We start from the raw sequence: 17,376 nt of genomic DNA on the forward strand, positions 1-17,376 counted from the left end.
GTTGAGTTGGCCATACGGCCGGAGCATCTTGTCCTCGGCGAGACCAGCGGCGGTGTCAGGCTCGGCACGGCCGAGGTGAGCGACGTCGTCTTCCAGGGCAGCTTCAAGCGCGTGCTCGCCGTTTCCGTCGAAGACCCCTCGCTTCATTTCATCGCCAGGCTGCCGGCGACAGCCACCGTCCAGCCGGGCGACACCGTCGCGATTTCCTGCCATACCGACCAGATCATCCTGCTGACGGATTGAACATGGCAACACTTGCGGTCATCGAGGCACCAGACTGGTACGAGACCATCCGCATGAGCGATGGCGTGACCTTGATCCACGAGCCTTGGATAAAACCGTTCTTCCGCTGCAACATGTGGCATGTGCGCGGCCGCGACCGCGACCTTCTCTTCGACACCGGGCTTGGCCATTTCAGCCTCCGGCGTCACGTGCCGCTGGTGAGCGAGCGACAACTGATCTGCGTCGCCAGCCACACGCATTTCGATCATATCGGCTGCCACCACGAATTTCCCGAGCGCTGCGTGCACGCGGCCGAGGCTCAAATCCTCGCCGATCCGCGCAACGAATGGACCGCCGCCGGCACCTATGCGACGGACGAGATGTTCGATCGCCAGCCGCAAGGCTGGGACACGACGCGCTACGGCATCCTGCCGGCGCCAGCCGGCCGCCTGCTCGCGCATGGCGACGTCGTCGATCTCGGCGACCGTGCCTTCGAGGTGATCCACACGCCTGGCCATTCACCCGGCGGCATCGCGCTTTACGAAAACAGGACGGGCATCCTGTTATCAGGCGACATCATCTATGACGGTCCGCTGATCGACGACGTCTACCACTCGGTTGTCGATGACTATGTCGCCACGCTCCTGCACCTGCGCGACCTCGATGTCTCGGTCGTGCATGGCGGCCATTTTCCGAGCTTCGGCAAGGTGCGCTACCGTCAGCTTGTCGACGAATATCTGGCGCAAAAGCGGCAGGCGGGCTGCCATCTGCGGCAGAGCCCGTAGACTGGATCAACGCATCAATTCGAAATGCCGCGGGAACGCCTGATGCAGCAGGAGCAGCATGGTCTTGCGCAGCACGTTGGTATCCCGGCTGGATGGATTGAGATGATCCCAATACCAGGCGCCATGAACCAGATAATTCAGGCTCTCCGACAGGGTGTCGATGTCGACGCCGGTATAACCGCCGCTGCGCGAAATCTCGATCAGCAGCTCGCGCGCCTCGGCGGTGTAGGCAAGGTCGCTCGGCAAGCCGATCTCGTTGTAGATCTGCATGCTCTTGCGGTCGCTGGAGAATACGACAAAGACCGAAACCCATTTTGGATGCTGGCGGGCGAAACGTTGCGCGCAATCGACCGCGCCCAAAGCCCGCTCAACCGGCGACAGGCCGGGCGCCCGCACCAACGTCACCCACAGCTCATCATATCGATCGCTGAGATACTGGAGGACGGCGCGAAACAGGTTTTCCTTGCTGCGGAAATGGAAGACGACCAGGGCATTGGACGAGCCGACATGTTCGGCGATGCGCTGCATGGTGACGCTTGCCAGCCCCTCCTCCGCGATGAGCTCGATGGTGGCGTCGATGATCCGCTGCACGCTGGCTTCGCCGCGTTCGCGCCGACGGTCCTTGGGCGGCGCGGCATCGTTTGCCGCACTTCCATTCTTCGCCATTGCGCCTTTGCGCTTTGCCGCCGCAGCCTTTTGTTGCGCCATCTTCGTCCAGTTCCTTTCGGACCTTCTGGCGGCGATCGCTGGCGCCGCCACGGATCCGTTTATTCGAGGTGTCCGGCGTCGGCTCACCACAACCGAGACCGCAGTTCAACCACCATCGCGGCAAGGGCCGCATCGCCCCGTTATAGCGACGGACGCGTTTCGGCGTTTGTGTACCACTGCCCCTTGGCCGTCTCATAGGCCATGGCGGCGCGGAAAACATCGGCATCGCAATAGGTGCGGCCGACGATCTGGATGCCTGTCGGCACGCCGCTTGCCGCCCGGCCCGAAGGGATGGACAGAACCGGACAACGGCTCATCATGTTGAACGGCGTCGTCATCACCCAGCCAAGCGACGGGTTCACCTGCTTGCCGTTGATCTCGACCGTGCCCGTGGTCTGATCGAACTCCGCCGGCACGGAGGGGAGAGCGTTGGTCGGGCAGATCAGCACATCATAGGTCTCCAGCAGCGGCCCCAGCGTCTGGTACATCCTGGCCGCCACTTCGAGTGTTCCGACAAAGTCGGTGGCCTTGGACTTTTGCCCGTCCTCGGCGAACTGCCTGGCATAGCTCGTCATGTCCTTGCCGTGCTCCTTGAGCAACTGCGACAGCGATGCGCCGAACAAATGCTCGAGATAGGCCATGCCCGCCCTGAGCACGTCGTCGCCCCAGCCCAGATCGACCTCCTCGACCGTGGCGCCAAGCGAGCGGAACACATCGCAGGCGGCAAGCGTGTTCTTGCGCACATCGGGGTCCACTTCGAAAGAACCGAGGTCCATCGAGAAAGCAATCTTCCAGCCCTTGATCGGCTTGTAGTCGAGCGGCAGCCGCAGTTTCGGGCGTAGCGTGGCGATGTCGAGCGGGCTCGGTCCGGCCATCACGTTCTGCAGCAGGATCGCATCCCCGACGTTTCGCGCCAAAGGTCCGGTGTGGCAATAGAAATCGAGATTGAACGGCGGCTCGTCCGGATTGCGCCCGTAAGGCGGTTTGAAGCCGACAAGACCGCAGGCCGACGCCGGAATGCGGATCGATCCGGCAATGTCCGAGCCGGTGGCGATCGACGACGTGCCGGAAGCCAGCGTTGCCGCCGCACCGCCGGACGAACCGCCTGGCGTGAAATCCGGGTTCCACGGATTGCGCGTCACGCCCCAGCGTTTCGACCACGTGTAGCCGGCGCAGCTGAATTCAGGCGTCGCCGTGCGGGCATGGACAATGCCCCCGGCCTTGATAATGCGCTCGTTCATCGTCGAGGTATGGCCACCGATGGCATCCCCGGACAGCAGCGAACCATGCGAGGTCGGCTTGCCCTTGACGTAGCTCTCGTCCTTGATGCCGATCGGCAGCCCCTCGAGCGCCCCGGTCCGGGCGCCCCTCGCGTATTTCGCCTCGGCTTTCCCAGCCAGGTCCATCGCCTCGTCGAAATGCGTGAAGGTGAAGCAGTTGATCGTCGGCTTGGTGGCCTCGGCGCGGCGGATGGTGGCCTGCATCAAGTCGACAGGCGAAAGCTTCTTCGCCTTGAACAGCCGCAGCGCCTCGCTGGCCGGCATGTAGCAAAGGTCGAGATCGGTCATGGGAAGTCTCCTGCGATCTGCGCATCGCGTTTGGCATGGACGGGAGATGACCGCGCCGCGTGCAGCGGCGCGGGAAAGCCTGGTCAGGTCATTTCTGCAGGTCGGTCCAGATCTTCGTGTAGAGCGCCTGCACGTCGGGCGGGCAGGCCTGCATGAACTGGCCCTTGGCGGCGAACTCGGCGGGAATGTTGACTTCCGGCGCGGTCTTCATGTCGTCGGGCATGAAGGCTTCCGAGCCCTTGATGCCGTTCGAATAACGCGCAAAGGCTGAGATCAGTGCCGCATTCTGCGGATCCATGATGAAATTCTGGAACAGCTTGGCGTTGTCGATATTTTTGGCGTCCTTGAGGACAGCGACATTGTCCATCCAGATCGGATAGCCTTCCTTGGGATAGCCATAGACGATCTTGTCGTTCTCAAGCCGCTCGCGCAGCGATATGCCGTTCCAGTTGACACCCGCGGCGATGTCGCCCCTGCCCAGGCCATCGACGGCCGCATAGTCGAGCGAAAGCCATTTCGCCTTCGCCTCCACCAGCTTGTCATGCACCTTCTTCAGCATCTGCATGTCGCTGCTGCAGTATTTGCCACCCTCGTAAGCGATGGCGAGGAACATGATGTCACCCATTTCGGGTACGACATTGATCTTGCCGACGAGCTCGGGGGGTGGGTCGAGGAAGATCGCCGATGTGTTCGGGTCGCCGGCATAAACCGACTTGTTCACCGAAATGCCGGTCGTGCCCCACTGCCATGGAACGGTATATTTACGGCCTGGATCGAATGGAACATCGACCCACCTGGGATCGACGTTCTTGAAGTTTTCCATCTTGTTGGGATCGGTCTCCAAGAGCAGACCTTCGCTGATCCAGACCGGCATGACGCTCGCCGAGGGCACGACGATGTCATAACCGGAGGCGCCCTGCCGGACCTTGGCCAAGGCGGTATCGTTGGAATCATAGTCGGTGACGGTGACCTTGACCTTGTAGGTCTCCTCGAACTTCTTGATCAGGTCGGGGCTGGTGTAATTGCCCCAATTGTAGATGTTGAGCTCGCCGTCGGCACGGGCCACGCCCGTGACAGTCAGCAGCGACAGGCCGATGGCCGTCGCGGTCAGTTTCCAGTTCATGCTGCATGCTCCCATTGTTGGGACCAGTGGCGTTATGGCCTCGGGTCCGTTTCCTGCTGACGAAAAGACGGCCGCGACAATGCCGATCGACGGCACAAGAAGGGCCGTCGACATCGCACTTGCGGCATGCGGCGCGCCGGCAACGGCAAGCCGCATCGCAGTCGAGATATTCCCCTCTTCATGGTGGCCATTCCGGCTGGCGCCGGCTGTCCAACTCAATTCTCGGCCTGAGGAGTAACTATGACTAAACATACAGTCAATATCTTTCGACGGATACGGCCATGGCTTACCGATTGATGCGCCCGATGTGGTGGACTCAGTGGGCAGCTAGGAAGGAACCTTGGCCGCGACGCCGGGCGCGTCAGGCCGTAATGCCCGCGGCCGCAATTCGCTGGCGGAACCAATCGAAGGTGCGCCCGATGCCTTCCTGATAGCTCGTCCTGGCTTCCCAGCCAGGAAGGACGTGCCTCGCCGAAGTCAGATCCGGACGCCGATTTGTCGGATCGTGGGGAGCCGGAGGGTGGTGCTCGATGCGGCTGCCGGGGACGAGTGACCTGACGAATTCAGCAATGCGCAGGACCGAAACCTCGTGATCGTTGCCGATGTTCAGAGGGCCGCGATGCGAGATGCCGTCGCGCCAGAAGTATCGTTCCAACCCCTCGACGATGTCGTCGACATAGCCCCAACTGCGCGATTGGGAGCCGTCGCCATAAACCGTCAGAACCCCGGTTGTCAGAGCCTGGATGGCAAAGTTCGAAACGGCACGTCCGTCGTCGATGCGGGTTCGCGGCCCATATGTGTTGAAAATCCTGACGACGCGAATCTCGAGCCCGCCAACCCGCTGCTGTTCGAACAGCAATGCCTCGGTGCAGCGCTTGCTTTCATCATAAGAGGCCCTGGGACCGGTGCAGTCCACCGATCCCCTGTAACTCTCGGGCTGCGGTGAAACGTGAGGGTCGCCATAGACTTCCGAGGTCGAGGCGAAGCAGAAACGGCCGCCGGGCTTGAGCAGCGTCAGAAGATTGAGCGCGCCGCCGATGTTGGCCTTGATCGTGCGTACCGGCTCGCGCATGTACCAAAGCGGCGACGCCGGCGACGCGAGATGGATGATCTCATCGAAGCGCTGAAGGGATGAAAAGCTTTCGGCATCGGCAATCTGCAGATCGAAACGCGGATCGGCGACATGCGCGACGTTGTCTCGCGTCCCGGTCCAAAGATTGTCGACGACGACCAGCTTTTCCAGATCGCTTCGCCGCAACAGACGGTCGACCAGATGTGAGCCCAGGAAACCGCAGCCGCCAGAGACCAATACGCTGCGTGACATGGAAAACCCCCGCTCCAGACACCCGGCCAGTCAACGAGCCGCAGGGCTTGTTTCCCCACAACAGCGGATACGAGGCTACCCAAAAGCCTTCCCGCCAATCAGTGCAATCATCTACACCGCCAGGCGCCGCGAGCGCAACGAGCAAGCCTTCACGATGGGATGTGCGGCGGCCGACCGGCCTCTGCTTCCAAGGAGAGAAACCGCCACGCGATGTCGCGCATCGAAGCGGCCGCCGATGCTGCCCGCCATCGCGAAGATGCTCAGGACATTTCAGGCTACAGCGCCCTTTGCGGGCATGGTGCCCCGGCTGCATCACCACAGCGCGACGCCGTGGGCTGCGGCCGGAAGCTCGTCTCTTCGGACTGGCGCACCAGTTCCGCAAAGAGCAACGCGAAGCTTCCCAGCATCAGAAAGACGATGATCAGGCGTGTTACCGGCAATATGTCGGCCTCGACTGGCTAGCCCCCACGCCACCCATCCACTGCCGGCTAACATGACCGATCCGGCTTTACGAGACTTTAAGGCCGGTCTTAACCATCACATTCGCGTAGCCTTTGACATGATACGCGAACGGCAAGTCAGCATCCGCCGTCCCGCGGTCGCCTTGCCATCCGGGATGGCGTTGCCATCCGGGATGGCCGTGCCAGCCGGGATGGCGGCTCCCTTTGCAGACGTACCCCGCCCATGCTAACCCGACGTTGGCGCGGCCCTGCCGCTGCCAACCGGTCGTCATCGGGGAGCCATGAGCAAAGCCGCCAGCCGCATCGCCTTCGTGTCGTCCGACACCGCTGACGCCAAGACGGCGCTGGAAAGCCTGTCGGCGCGCTATGGCCAGTCTTCCGTCGAGGAGGCCGGGATCGTCGTCGCGCTTGGCGGTGACGGCTTCCTGCTGCAGACCCTGCGCGACACGATGGGGACAGGCAAGAAGGTCTACGGCATGAACCGTGGCACCATCGGTTTTCTGATGAACGAGTATCGTTCCGGTGGCCTGACGGAGCGTCTCGAAGCCGCCGTCGCCGAAACGATCCGCCCGCTGGAGATGCTGGCCGTGACGTCGGAAGGCGAAACGATTTCGGCACTGGCGATCAACGAGGTGGCGCTGTGGCGTCAATCGTACCAGACGGCCAAGATCCGCATCACCGTCGACGAACAGGTCCGGCTTGAGGAACTGAACTGCGACGGCGTCATGATCGCAACCCCGGCCGGCTCCACCGCCTACAATCTTTCGGCGCACGGACCGATCCTGCCGCTCGACGCGCCGTTGCTGGCGCTGACCCCAGTCAGCCCGTTTCGCCCGCGCCGCTGGCGCGGCGCGCTGCTCTCCAACAAGGCGACCGTGCGCTTCGACATCCGCGAGCCGGAAAAGCGGCCGGTGAACGCCGCCGCCGACCATACCGAGGTCAAGGCGGTGACCTCGGTAACGGTGCGAGAATCACCAACAGCGACAGCAACGTTGCTGTTCGATCCCAATCATTCCTGGAACGAGCGTATTCTCGCCGAACAGTTCCGCTATTGAGCCGGCGCTGCGACCGACAGGTCGATTAAGCATCCCGATTAAGGTTACAACTTCACAATCGTGCCATTGCTGCCCGTTTCTGTTGACAAATCGAGGGCTTGCTCCTAATTGCAATACCAATCTTGCAGGCGTGTGGCGCTTGCCGCGACAGACGCCATTAGACGCCGTTGCGCTTCCCCGAACCAGCCAAAGACAACAACACTTGTCCTCAGACACCACGACCGCTCAAGAAGCGTTGACCTTCGCAGACCTCGGCCTGTCGCCGAAGGTCCTTTCCGCAGTCACCGACGCCGGTTATATCCAGCCGACGCCGATCCAGGCTGGTGCGATCCCGCACGCCTTGCTCGGCAAGGATATTTTGGGCATCGCCCAGACCGGCACTGGCAAGACGGCTTCCTTCGTGCTGCCGATGCTGACCCGCCTCGAAAACGGCCGGGCCCGCGCGCGTATGCCGCGCACGCTGATCCTGGAGCCGACGCGCGAGCTCGCCGCGCAGGTCGAAGAGAATTTCATCCGATACGGCAAGAACCACAAGCTCAACATCGCGCTCTTGATCGGCGGTGTCTCATTCGACGAACAGAACAAGAAGCTGGAGCGCGGCGTCGACGTGCTGATCGCGACGCCCGGCCGCCTGCTCGATCACCGCGAGCGCGGCAAGCTGTTGCTCAACGGCGTCGAGATCCTCGTCATCGACGAAGCGGATCGCATGCTCGACATGGGCTTCATTCCCGACATCGAGCGCATCTGCGAGATGATCCCGTTCACCAGGCAGACGCTGTTCTTCTCGGCGACGATGCCGCCTGAAATCACCAAGCTGACCGAGAAATTCCTGCACGCGCCGGTGCGCGTCGAGGTCTCGAAGGCAGCATCCGCCGCCACCAACATCATCCAGCGGCTGGTCAAATCAGGCTCCAAGCCATGGGACAAGCGCGAGACGCTGCGCAATCTGATCAAGGCCGAAGACGCGGAGCTGAAGAACGCCATCATCTTCTGCAACCGCAAGGTTGAAGTGGCGGAGCTGTTCCGCTCGCTGCTGAAATATGATTTCGACGCCGGTGCGCTGCATGGCGACATGGACCAGCGCGCGCGCATGCAGATGCTGGCCAATTTCCGCGACGGCAAGCTGCGCTATCTCGTCGCTTCCGACGTCGCCGCGCGCGGCTTGGACATCCCCGACGTCAGTCACGTCTTCAATTATGACGTGCCGATCCACGCCGAGGACTATGTCCACCGTATCGGCCGTACCGGCCGCGCCGGTCGCTCCGGGAAATCCTTCACCATCGCGACCAAGTCGGACACCAAATACATCGACGCCATCGAGCGGCTGATCGGCAACAAGATCGAGTGGCATGACGGCGACTTGTCGACGGTGGTTGCCAGCGAAGGCGGCGAGGACGATGCTCCGCGCCGTGGCAAGGGCGCGCCGCGCCGCGCCGGCCGCAAGGACGACGATCGCAGCAGGGAAAAGGGCGGCGAGCGCAAACCGCGCGAACGCCACGCCAAGCGCAGCGAAGACACGGCACCGGAAACGGTCCGCGAGGATCAGCCGGTGGCCGAGGTCGCAGCCGCCGACACCGGCGAACGGCGCTCGCGCAAGGAAGCGATCCGTTCGGAAAACACCGAGCGCAAATCGTCCGAGCGCAACGAACAGCGCGCACCGGAACGCGGCGACACCAGGCCGCAGCGCGACAGCAACCGCCCTGCCCGCCACCGCCAGGAAGACAACGATTCCACCGTCGGCTTCGGCGATGACATGCCGGCCTTCATGCGGATCGTCGCAAAGGTCTGATATTGCGGTGCGTGCGTCCTTTTGGACGCGCAAAGCCTGTAGCCGCTTGCGAAAGCGATCGGGCGGCTAAAGGTTCTTTAGCTCCAGGCCGGACGCCAGCATATCCAGGAACGTGCGAACCTTGGCGGAAGATGATCTCCCTTCTGGCCACACGGCATGTATCGGCACCGGAATCACAGTACCCGCCAGACAGGAGCAATCAATTCTCGGGAAGCGGCAACGGTGTGTCACTCAAGGTCCGCAGGTAAGCGATGAGGTCTGCTCGCTCCTTCTCGTCCTTCAGACCCGGGAAAATCATATCCGTTCCAGGCAAAGTGAGTGCGGGGTTTGAGATAAAAAAATTGAGTTCCTCAAAGGTCCAATTGCCACCAGCGTCCTTCAGACTTGACGAATACTCGACATCACTTTGCGAAGCCTTCCGCCGCCCTACGATGCCCCACAGATTGGCCTTTTTGGAAACCTTGACCCCCGGCGCTGCGAGATGACAAACCCCGCACGTTCTGCCGAAGAATTCTTTGCCCGATTCAGCGTTTGCCGATGCAAGTCGTGGCGAAATCGGCGCTAGGGCCGGTCGTGCGGCGCCATGACTGCGCAAGTAGGCCACGACGTCGTCGTGACCACTGAGCTTAGCCAAATGTATGGGTGGATTTCCATTCGATGTCAGTGCATTGACCTCTGCTCCAGCATCCACAAGATGGATGACGCACTGAAGGCAGCCATTCTCGGCAGCGACGTGCAGCGGGGTCTGGGCTTTGGCCAACTGATTTGGATTGGCCCCATTGTCGAGCAACAGCTTCACGATGTCGGCGTGCCCACCCTTGTTGGCGGCGTAGAGTGGCGTTCTTTGCCAACTGACGGGCAGGTTAACATCCGCCCCACGATTGATCAGAAGTTTTGCCAACTCGACATGTCCGGCTTCGCAGGCGATATAGAGCGCCGTAACACCGTCAATTTCGTCAATAGCGGCGCCTTTGTCCAAGGCGGAAGTCACCGCTGCGACGTCGCCATTCCTGACAAGATCACCTAAGTTGCTAGCCTGGGCGGGCAGTGTAAAAAGCCAAAGGACCCACGAAGCCCTTATCGCCCACATGCGTCCCCGCTTGATCATTGTACCCTCTGTGATGAGAGTTCCATGATAGGTTTATCTTGGAACAAGGGCTTGCTGGCGGCGGGCATGGCAACGGTAGCCGAGAATGGCCGCTTCGCCTCGGAAGCAGACATACGTGTTTGATCTAACCATGCCCGCTCGCCCGTTACATCGGCCCAGGCATCATCTTGGTCGGTTTTTCCAGCATCGGAAACTCGGCCTTGCTGCATTTCACGTTCGGGTTCGTCGGACTGAACATGCCGTTCGGATTGTCACCGAGCCAGGCATGAAGGTCGTAGTGGACGAACTCCTTCGGGATGAGTGGATAATGCCCCTCCATCGGCCCCATGAAGGTCTGGCCAAACAGTTTCGGGGGCTCCTTGATGTCCGGCGTCAGAGGCACCAGCCATTCCACGCCCACCAGCCGCAAACCCTTCTTGGTCGGTTCGTAGATCAGCACATTGGGGTGCATGGGGTCGAGTTTCTGGCCGACACTCGGGACATTGACGAAGTGGATACCCATGGCGCCCTTCGGGTAATCCATCGCGCCCGGTATCTTTTCTCCGCTGTAGTAGACGCAGCCGACCGTCGACAGATAGAGATCGCGGACGGCGGCGGTGTAATCCTCATATTTGGCGAGCGATTTTTTCAAGGCTTCGATGTCGGCCTTGTTGGCGTCCTCGGCCCGAGCCGAAGCAACGTTCAGCCACGCGCCTACCAAACCTGTCAAAACGAGGACGCCGCAGCGCCCAAGGCTGGCTGTTCTTGTCATGCATTCCTCCCAGATTTCTGATCTGGCCGTGCAAGACCGAGGCGGAAAAAATGCTGATTGCGCGGCCAGTTGTACCGCCTCATCCTCTCCTGAACAGCGACGATGCTATTCCTTTCCATGGCCGCGGGAAAGCAATTATTTTAGCAATAGCTAATCTTATGACACACCCATCTGAAGAGCGCCGCTCAAACAAAAACGGCCCCCATCCGGGGGCCGTTTCGCATTGACTTCCCGAACAGCTCAGGTGAGCGGCGACAACTGGATCTCGACGCGGCGGTTCTGGGCGCGACCTTCGGCCGTGGCATTGGATGCGACCGGACGCGTCTTGCCGAAGCCGGTGACTGCGAAGCGTCGCTGATCCACGCCCTGACCGGACAGATAGTTCGCCACCGCCAAAGCACGACGCTGCGACAGATCGAAATTGTGCTGGTCGCCACCGGTCGAATCGGTGTGGCCGAACACGTCGACCGTGGTCTGCTTGAACTTCTTCAGCACCAGCGCGACAGAGTTCAGGACCTGGTAGAAGCCGGGCTTCACCGCATCCTGATCCGAGTTGAAGGTGATGTCGGACGGCATGTTGAGGATGATCTGGTCGCCGCTGCGGGTGACGCTGACACCGGTGCCCTCGAGCTGCCGGCGCAGTTCGGCCTCGTTCTGGTCCATGGTGGCGCCGATGGCGCCGCCGGCCAGCGCGCCGATGCCGGCGCCGATCAGTGCATTGCGGCGGTCATTGCCGCCGGCAAGCAGGCCAAGGCTGGCACCCGCCAGGGCGCCAAGGCCGGCGCCGGCCGCCGTGTTGGAAATCTTCTGGTCTCCTGTATACGGATCGGTGGTGGTGCAGGCGCTCACGAGCACAGCCGTCGCCACGACGACGAGCACAGTCTTTTTCATAGGATGGTCCCTCTCCAAGTCACGCCTTGCGGTGGCGCCAAATCAGCCCTTCCCGCGACTTGTACCACGAATTGCGGCGAAAAGCGGAACGGCAAAAGCGCCGCTCACGGCTTTTCCCGAGAGACCAATACCCGGCAGTGGCGCCGCATCGCCGTGCCGGAATGGTTTGGATCAGGCTACCAAAGATTCTTGCCGTCTATGACCACCACTTCGACCTTGTCGAGATCGAAATCATCGAACAGCCGCGAGTTGACGCTGATCTTGGGATTGTCGAAATCCGGCTTGCCGGTCGACCAGTCCGGCGTTTCGGTAAAGGTGCCGCAGCCGCAGGTGGCGCAAAAACCGTGCTTTACGGTTTTCGACCCCCAACGGTAGAAAGAGACGTTCTCCATCGGGCTGGTGAGCTTGAATTGCGAAGGCAGGTAGTAGGCCCAGAGCGAGCCGCGTTTCGAGCAGAAAGAACAGGTGCATTGGGTCACCGTCTGCGGTGCCTGCGAAACTTCGAATGTCGTCGCCTTGCAATGACAGCTTGCCTTGATGGTCATCAACGAACTCCTCCTGTCGCCCGCCACCCTGTGCGGCAAAGGCAGCATAAAGAGGTGCTCCTGACAACTGTCCGTCAGCAGGCATCCACCGAACCGCGGAACCCGGCATGCGGCCCCCGTCACACGCGACCGCGGACGTCCCAGCGCCGTCCTGTCGTCAATAGGAGCGCGGCGGCACGAACAGGCAGATTGTCTTGCCGGCGTCGAGACCGGCCTGATGCGCGCACCAGTGGAACTCGCCGTCCGGGCTGTCCTTGACACGCTTGTCGGTCATTGGAACGACCTCACCCGTTCCCGCGATGACATAGCCCTCAGGTTTCTCCAGCACTTCGCCTGTATGGGTCGTGCGACAATCATAGTTGGCGCAGCATGCGAACGGATAACTCCAGCCTTGTGGCTTTGCCGCCGTGGGCGTGGCGTCATGCGCGAAGGCAGGTGCCGTCAGCATTGCCATCGCGCCGATCGCGAACAGGGAAAACAAAAGTCGGCCAGCCGGTTGAACGGCATTGGCCGATCTGAGTGTGGCAGCAGACATGGAAACGTTCCTTTCAAACGAGCATCAAGCGTTTCGCTTGCCCGTTCCCGGAACGTATCTTCCCAGTGGCCGGATCGTCAGGTCGCAGATATGCCGCGTCCGGCCATAAATGCTTTTTCTCTCCCAGCCCTTGGATGCTGGGCTGATTCCTTGGTCGACGCAAGAAAATGCATTCCCGACATCGTTTTATAGACGTCAGGTATCCGCTACCGCCGACGAGATGAGGCCAAGGTCAATTCCCGGCAAACGGGCGTCGGATAAACGGAATTGGCCCGCTGTGGTTCCAGCCTATTGCTGGTCAGAGCCGGCAATCACGTGCTCTTGATACCGCGGCAGGTCATCGGTGATGGTGAACCAACCCGCCTTCGAACCGACGAAGATGTGTGCGGTTGGCTGGATCGACGGGTCATCGACGAGGGTTCCCATGGCGACATGGACGTAGGCGCCGTCGCGCACGAGCGAATAAAGCAAGGAGCCGCACCGGCCGCAATGCGCGTTATGGCCGCTTTCGTCGCCGAAGATCAGGAGCTTGTCCCCGCCTTCGGTGAGGGCAAGCTTTTCACGCTCGATACCAGCGAAAGGCTTGAAGGCCGAACCGGTGGTGCGCCGGCAGTTCGAACAATGGCATTTCGCGGCATAGAGGAATTCGTCGGCGACCTCGTAATGAACCGCGCCGCAAAAGCACTTTCCGGTGAGCTTGCTCGGCACTCTCTTCTCCGTCGCGGTTGTGCGCAGGGCTATTTATAAATTGAGGTCAGGCCAGCCTCACCTGAATATGGGCATATCCTAGTCCAGGTCCGCCACGGCTTCGCCCGCACCGCCCTCGATGCGCTGCGACAACGAGGCTTCCATGAAATCGTCGAGGTCGCCATCAAGCACGCTCGACGGGCTGGTGCTCTCGACGCCGGTGCGGAGATCCTTCACCAACTGGTAGGGCTGCAGCACATAGGAGCGGATCTGGTGACCCCAGCCTATATCGCTCTTCGACGCTTCGGTGGCGTTTGCAACCGCCTCGCGTTTCTTCAGCTCTTCCTCGTAGAGGCGCGAGCGCAGCATCTCCCAAGCCTTGGCCTTGTTCTTGTGCTGTGAACGTTCGGCCTGGCAGGCGACCGCGATGCCGGTGGCCAGATGCGTGATGCGCACCGCCGAATCGGTGGTGTTGACGTGCTGGCCGCCCGAGCCGGACGAGCGATAGGTATCGATACGGACATCGGATTCGGAGACGTCGATCTCGATCGTGTCGTCGATGACCGGATAGACCCAGACGCTGGCGAAGGACGTATGCCGGCGCGCATTGCTGTCATAGGGCGAAATACGCACCAGGCGATGAACGCCCGATTCCGTCTTCATCCAGCCATAGGCATTGTGGCCTTTGATCATCAACGTGGCGGACTTGATGCCGGCCTCTTCGCCGTCATGCATTTCCAGCACTTCGACCTTGAAGCGACGGCGCTCGGCCCAGCGCGTGTACATGCGCAGCAGCATCGAGGCCCAGTCCTGGCTTTCGGTGCCGCCGGCGCCGGCATGGATTTCGAGATAGGTGTCGTTGGAGTCTGCTTCACCCGACAGCAGCGTTTCGACCTGGCGGGCCTTCGCCTCGCCTTGCATCGAGCGGATCGCGGCTTCCGCCTCGGCGATCACGTCCTCGTCGCGCTCTTCCTCGCCGAGCTCGATCAGGCCGATATTGTCTTCCAGCGCCTGTGTCAGACCCTTCACCGAGGCGATGCCTTCTTCGAGGCCCTGGCGCTCGCGCATCAGCTTCTGCGCTTCCAGCGGCTCGTTCCAGAGGCTGGCGTCCTCGGCGCGCACATTGAGGTATTCAAGCCGCTTTATGGCCTGATCCCAGTCAAAGATGCCTCCTCAGCAGGGTTATCGCCTGCCTGATCTCGTCGACAATGTTCTGCGTTTCCGCGCGCATGGCTGGCTGTTCTGTCCTGTTTGCTGAAATCGGTCGGCGCGATACATAGGCAGGCCGCCGCCGGCTGTAAAGCAAAATGGGCTGGCGCCAAGGCCAGCCCATCCGCTCCTGAAAATTGTCAGTAGAGGCCACCGCCGCCGGACTGGATGGCCTGATTGGCCTGCGGCGACAGCGCGCCGCCGGTGGCATTGGAGCCGTCGGCGCCCATGCCGATCACCCAATAGCTGTCGGCGGGACCTGTGCCTGGCTTGAAGGCTTCGATGATGGTGCCGGGATCGCCCGATGCGGCACGCATGCCGGTCTTGCGATTGATGGCGACCAGGTTCATGCCTTCGGGCACCTTGAAGTCGACATTGGGCGTGCCGTCCAGCGCCACCCGCATGAAGTCCTTGAAGATCGGGGCCGCGAGACCACCGCCGGTGGCGCCATGGCCGAGGCCGCGCGGCGTGTCGTAGCCCATGTAGAGGCCGACGACGAGGTTGGGCGTGTAGCCGATGAACCAGGCGTCCTTTTCGTCGTTGGTCGTTCCGGTCTTGCCGGCGATGTGGCGGCCGAGTTCGGCGATGGTCGCGCCGGTCCCGCGCTGCACGACACCTTCCATCATCGAGGTGATCTGGTAGGCCGTCATCGGATCGAGCACCTGCTCGGAATTGTCGACGAGCTCCGGCTCCGGCTGATTCTGCCATTCAGGCGCATTGCAACCCTGGCAGCCACGTTCGTCCTGCTTGAACACCGTCTTGCCGTAGCGGTCCTGGATGCGGTCGATGAGCGACGGTTTGATCGACTTGCCGCCATTGGCCATGATCGAATAGGCCGACACCATGCGCATCACGGTGGTTTCGCCGGAGCCCAGCGCCATCGGCAGATAGGGCGCCAGATGGTCGTAAACGCCGAAGCGCTCGGCATATTCGACGACCAGCTTCATGCCCATGTCGTTGGCAAGCCGCACCGTCATCAGGTTGCGCGACTTCTCGATGCCGGAGCGCAGGGTCGCCGGACCGGCGACGGTGCCGTCATAGTTCTTCGGCGTCCAGCTCGTGTTGCCGCTCTGGATCGTGATCGGTCCGTCCATGATCACCGAGGCCGGCGTATAGCCATTGTCGAGCGCTGCCGAATAGACGATCGGCTTGAACGAGGAGCCCGGCTGGCGCATGGCCTGCGTGGCGCGGTTGAATTCGGACTGCGCATAGGAGAAGCCGCCGACCATGGCCAGCACGCGGCCGGTGTGCGGATCCATGGCGATCAGGCCGCCCTCCACTTCGGGCACCTGGCGCAGGCTGTAGGTGCCGTCAGCACCATCGTTCTTCTGCACGAAGATGACGTCGCCCGGCTTCAGCACCTCCGCCGGCGACTTGGCCTTGACGGTCCTGCCGGCGACCACATGGCGCATGGCAAAACCCATGTCCTCCCTGCTGATAGTGCCTTCGACGCGTTCCTTGACGATCTCGCCCGACGCCTGCCGTGCGGGCTGCAGGCCGATCGACAGGCCGGTCGCCGAACTGTCGAGCACCACGGCGAGCGACCATTCGGGTACATCCTCCAGCCCCTTGACGTTGCCCAGCGGCACGCCCCAGTCGCCCGACACGTCGATCGATGTCACCGGCCCGCGATAGCCGCGCAGCGTGTCGTATTTCATCAATCCGTTCTGCATCGATTTGCGGGCAATGAGCTGGATCTTCGGATCGAGCGTGGTGCGGACGGAGAGGCCGCCTTCGTAGAGCGCGTTCTCGCCGTAGCGGGCGATGATCTGGCGGCGCACCTCTTCGGTGAAGTACTCGCCGGCGAACAGATAGGTGCCGCTGCGCCGCGGCGTCACGCCCAGCGGCTCGGCCTTGGCCTTGTTGCCTTCCTCACGCGTGACGTAGCCGTTCTCGACCATCTGGTCGATGACCCAGTTGCGGCGCTCGATCGCGCGATCGGCATGCTTGAAAGGGTGGTAGTTGTTCGGCCCCTTGGGCAGGGAGGCCAGGTAGGCGGCCTCGGCCACGGACAGTTCGTTGACCGACTTGTCGAAATAGGTCAACGCCGCACCGGCGACGCCATAGGCGCCGAAGCCGAAGAAGATTTCGTTGAGGTAGAGCTCGAGAATGCGATCCTTAGGATAGGCCTGCTCGATGCGGAAGGCCAGGATCATCTCCTTGATCTTGCGCTCGTAGGTCTGGTCCGAGGACAACAGGAAGTTCTTCGCCACCTGCTGGGTGATCGTCGATGCGCCGACCTGACGCCGGCCCGAGCCGAGATTCTGCAGGTTGACGATGATGGCGCGGCCGAGGCCGGTCACATCGATGCCCGGGTGGTTGTAAAAATTCTTGTCTTCCGCCGACAGGAAAGCCGCTTTGACGCGGTCCGGTATGGCCTGGATCGGCAAATACAGGCGCCGTTCGCGCGCATATTCGGCCATCAGCGCGCCGTCCGACGCATGGATGCGGGTGGTCACCGGCGGCTCGTATTTGGCCAGCACCTCGTAGTCGGGCAGATCCTTCGACAAATGGCCGATGTAGATCGCAACGCCCGCCGCGACCAGAAGGGCCAGCGTCGTGCCGATGCCGAAAAAATAGCCAATGAGACGAATCATACCCGCTCCAGTCCTTGG

At 61.7% G+C, this 17,376-nt stretch carries 17 protein-coding genes; 5 read left to right on the forward strand and 12 right to left on the reverse strand.

Translation table 11 applies throughout. The annotated features are described in order from the left end of the window. On the forward strand, positions 1–243 hold a 243-nt coding region (locus tag EOA16_RS22540; protein WP_127260241.1), incomplete at its 5' end, for a TOBE domain-containing protein. Positions 244–245: 2 nt separating this feature from the next. Continuing rightward, positions 246–1,007 (forward strand): MBL fold metallo-hydrolase, encoded by a 762-nt coding sequence (locus EOA16_RS22545; RefSeq protein WP_127260210.1) that lies wholly within the window; start codon positions 246–248, stop codon positions 1,005–1,007. Positions 1,008–1,013: 6 nt separating this feature from the next. On the opposite strand, the gene EOA16_RS22550 is transcribed toward EOA16_RS22545, so the two are convergent. The 4 genes from EOA16_RS22550 to EOA16_RS22565 all read right to left on the reverse strand — a co-directional run bounded on the left by EOA16_RS22550 (position 1,014) and on the right by EOA16_RS22565 (position 5,730). Then, the gene (locus EOA16_RS22550) at positions 1,014–1,715 is read right to left on the reverse strand and encodes a TetR/AcrR family transcriptional regulator (RefSeq protein ID WP_127260211.1); all 702 of its coding nucleotides are present in this window, start codon (positions 1,713–1,715) and stop codon (positions 1,014–1,016) included. 140 nt (positions 1,716–1,855) lie between these two features. Further along, positions 1,856–3,283: an amidase gene (locus EOA16_RS22555; RefSeq protein WP_127260212.1), complete on the reverse strand. Its 1,428-nt coding sequence runs from the start codon at positions 3,281–3,283 to the stop codon at positions 1,856–1,858. A gap of 88 nt (positions 3,284–3,371) precedes the next feature. Then, positions 3,372–4,406 carry an extracellular solute-binding protein gene (locus tag EOA16_RS22560; protein ID WP_127260213.1) on the reverse strand — a complete coding sequence of 345 codons (1,035 nt, stop codon included), beginning with the start codon at positions 4,404–4,406 and terminating at the stop codon, positions 3,372–3,374. Positions 4,407–4,767: 361 nt separating this feature from the next. Further along, positions 4,768–5,730, reverse strand: a complete 963-nt coding sequence (locus tag EOA16_RS22565; protein ID WP_127260214.1) for an NAD-dependent epimerase/dehydratase family protein — start codon at positions 5,728–5,730, stop codon at positions 4,768–4,770. 210 nt (positions 5,731–5,940) lie between these two features. On the opposite strand from EOA16_RS22565, the gene EOA16_RS32745 reads away from it, so the two are divergent. The 3 genes from EOA16_RS32745 (at position 5,941) to EOA16_RS22575 (ending at position 9,035) form a co-directional block, all read left to right on the forward strand. Then, a complete protein-coding gene (locus tag EOA16_RS32745; protein ID WP_164754355.1) occupies positions 5,941–6,192 on the forward strand; it encodes a hypothetical protein in 252 nt (83 codons plus the stop codon). A 280-nt stretch (positions 6,193–6,472) separates the two neighbouring features. After that, positions 6,473–7,246, forward strand: coding sequence for an NAD kinase (locus EOA16_RS22570; protein WP_023812117.1), 774 nt, complete (start codon positions 6,473–6,475; stop codon positions 7,244–7,246). Between the two features lie 202 nt (positions 7,247–7,448). Beyond that, positions 7,449–9,035: a DEAD/DEAH box helicase gene (locus EOA16_RS22575; protein WP_164754356.1), complete on the forward strand. Its 1,587-nt coding sequence runs from the start codon at positions 7,449–7,451 to the stop codon at positions 9,033–9,035. Between the two features lie 199 nt (positions 9,036–9,234). Here EOA16_RS22575 and EOA16_RS22580 read toward each other — a convergent pair whose 3' ends face one another. The 8 genes from EOA16_RS22580 to EOA16_RS22615 form a co-directional block, all read right to left on the reverse strand. Further along, the gene (locus EOA16_RS22580; RefSeq protein ID WP_245456000.1) at positions 9,235–10,143 is read right to left on the reverse strand and encodes an ankyrin repeat domain-containing protein; all 909 of its coding nucleotides are present in this window, start codon (positions 10,141–10,143) and stop codon (positions 9,235–9,237) included. Positions 10,144–10,288: 145 nt separating this feature from the next. Further along, the gene (locus tag EOA16_RS22585; RefSeq protein ID WP_127260216.1) at positions 10,289–10,894 is read right to left on the reverse strand and encodes a hypothetical protein; all 606 of its coding nucleotides are present in this window, start codon (positions 10,892–10,894) and stop codon (positions 10,289–10,291) included. Positions 10,895–11,134: 240 nt separating this feature from the next. Continuing rightward, positions 11,135–11,785 (reverse strand): OmpA family protein, encoded by a 651-nt coding sequence (locus EOA16_RS22590; protein WP_013531371.1) that lies wholly within the window; start codon positions 11,783–11,785, stop codon positions 11,135–11,137. 176 nt (positions 11,786–11,961) lie between these two features. Beyond that, positions 11,962–12,330 carry a GFA family protein gene (locus EOA16_RS22595; protein ID WP_127260217.1) on the reverse strand — a complete coding sequence of 123 codons (369 nt, stop codon included), beginning with the start codon at positions 12,328–12,330 and terminating at the stop codon, positions 11,962–11,964. Positions 12,331–12,487: 157 nt separating this feature from the next. After that, the gene (locus tag EOA16_RS22600; protein ID WP_127260218.1) at positions 12,488–12,865 is read right to left on the reverse strand and encodes a hypothetical protein; all 378 of its coding nucleotides are present in this window, start codon (positions 12,863–12,865) and stop codon (positions 12,488–12,490) included. A 288-nt stretch (positions 12,866–13,153) separates the two neighbouring features. Beyond that, a complete protein-coding gene (locus EOA16_RS22605; RefSeq protein ID WP_127260219.1) occupies positions 13,154–13,573 on the reverse strand; it encodes a GFA family protein in 420 nt (139 codons plus the stop codon). A gap of 78 nt (positions 13,574–13,651) precedes the next feature. Further along, positions 13,652–14,783, reverse strand: a protein-coding gene (prfB, locus tag EOA16_RS22610) for a peptide chain release factor 2 (protein ID WP_127260220.1) whose coding sequence is annotated in 2 segments (ribosomal slippage) — positions 13,652–14,716 and positions 14,718–14,783 — 1,131 coding nt in all. Because the reading frame shifts where the segments join, the coding sequence is not laid out codon by codon here. A gap of 118 nt (positions 14,784–14,901) precedes the next feature. Next, positions 14,902–17,358, reverse strand: a complete 2,457-nt coding sequence (locus EOA16_RS22615) for a penicillin-binding protein 1A (RefSeq protein ID WP_127260221.1) — start codon at positions 17,356–17,358, stop codon at positions 14,902–14,904. Positions 17,359–17,376: the final 18 nt, after the last annotated feature.

Source organism: Mesorhizobium sp. M7A.F.Ca.US.008.03.1.1 (assembly GCF_003997495.1).
Classification (GTDB): domain Bacteria; phylum Pseudomonadota; class Alphaproteobacteria; order Rhizobiales; family Rhizobiaceae; genus Mesorhizobium.

Coding starts and splice junctions, on each gene's coding strand:
- EOA16_RS22545 (WP_127260210.1), top strand. CDS start 246: ATGGCAACACTTGCGGTCATCGAGGCACCAGACTGGTACGAGACCATC.
- EOA16_RS22550 (WP_127260211.1), bottom strand. CDS start 1,715: ATGGCGCAACAAAAGGCTGCGGCGGCAAAGCGCAAAGGCGCAATGGCG.
- EOA16_RS22555 (WP_127260212.1), bottom strand. CDS start 3,283: ATGACCGATCTCGACCTTTGCTACATGCCGGCCAGCGAGGCGCTGCGG.
- EOA16_RS22560 (WP_127260213.1), bottom strand. CDS start 4,406: ATGAACTGGAAACTGACCGCGACGGCCATCGGCCTGTCGCTGCTGACT.
- EOA16_RS22565 (WP_127260214.1), bottom strand. CDS start 5,730: ATGTCACGCAGCGTATTGGTCTCTGGCGGCTGCGGTTTCCTGGGCTCA.
- EOA16_RS32745 (WP_164754355.1), top strand. CDS start 5,941: ATGTCGCGCATCGAAGCGGCCGCCGATGCTGCCCGCCATCGCGAAGAT.
- EOA16_RS22570 (WP_023812117.1), top strand. CDS start 6,473: ATGAGCAAAGCCGCCAGCCGCATCGCCTTCGTGTCGTCCGACACCGCT.
- EOA16_RS22580 (WP_245456000.1), bottom strand. CDS start 10,143: ATGATCAAGCGGGGACGCATGTGGGCGATAAGGGCTTCGTGGGTCCTT.
- EOA16_RS22585 (WP_127260216.1), bottom strand. CDS start 10,894: ATGACAAGAACAGCCAGCCTTGGGCGCTGCGGCGTCCTCGTTTTGACA.
- EOA16_RS22590 (WP_013531371.1), bottom strand. CDS start 11,785: ATGAAAAAGACTGTGCTCGTCGTCGTGGCGACGGCTGTGCTCGTGAGC.
- EOA16_RS22595 (WP_127260217.1), bottom strand. CDS start 12,330: ATGACCATCAAGGCAAGCTGTCATTGCAAGGCGACGACATTCGAAGTT.
- EOA16_RS22600 (WP_127260218.1), bottom strand. CDS start 12,865: ATGTCTGCTGCCACACTCAGATCGGCCAATGCCGTTCAACCGGCTGGC.
- EOA16_RS22615 (WP_127260221.1), bottom strand. CDS start 17,358: ATGATTCGTCTCATTGGCTATTTTTTCGGCATCGGCACGACGCTGGCC.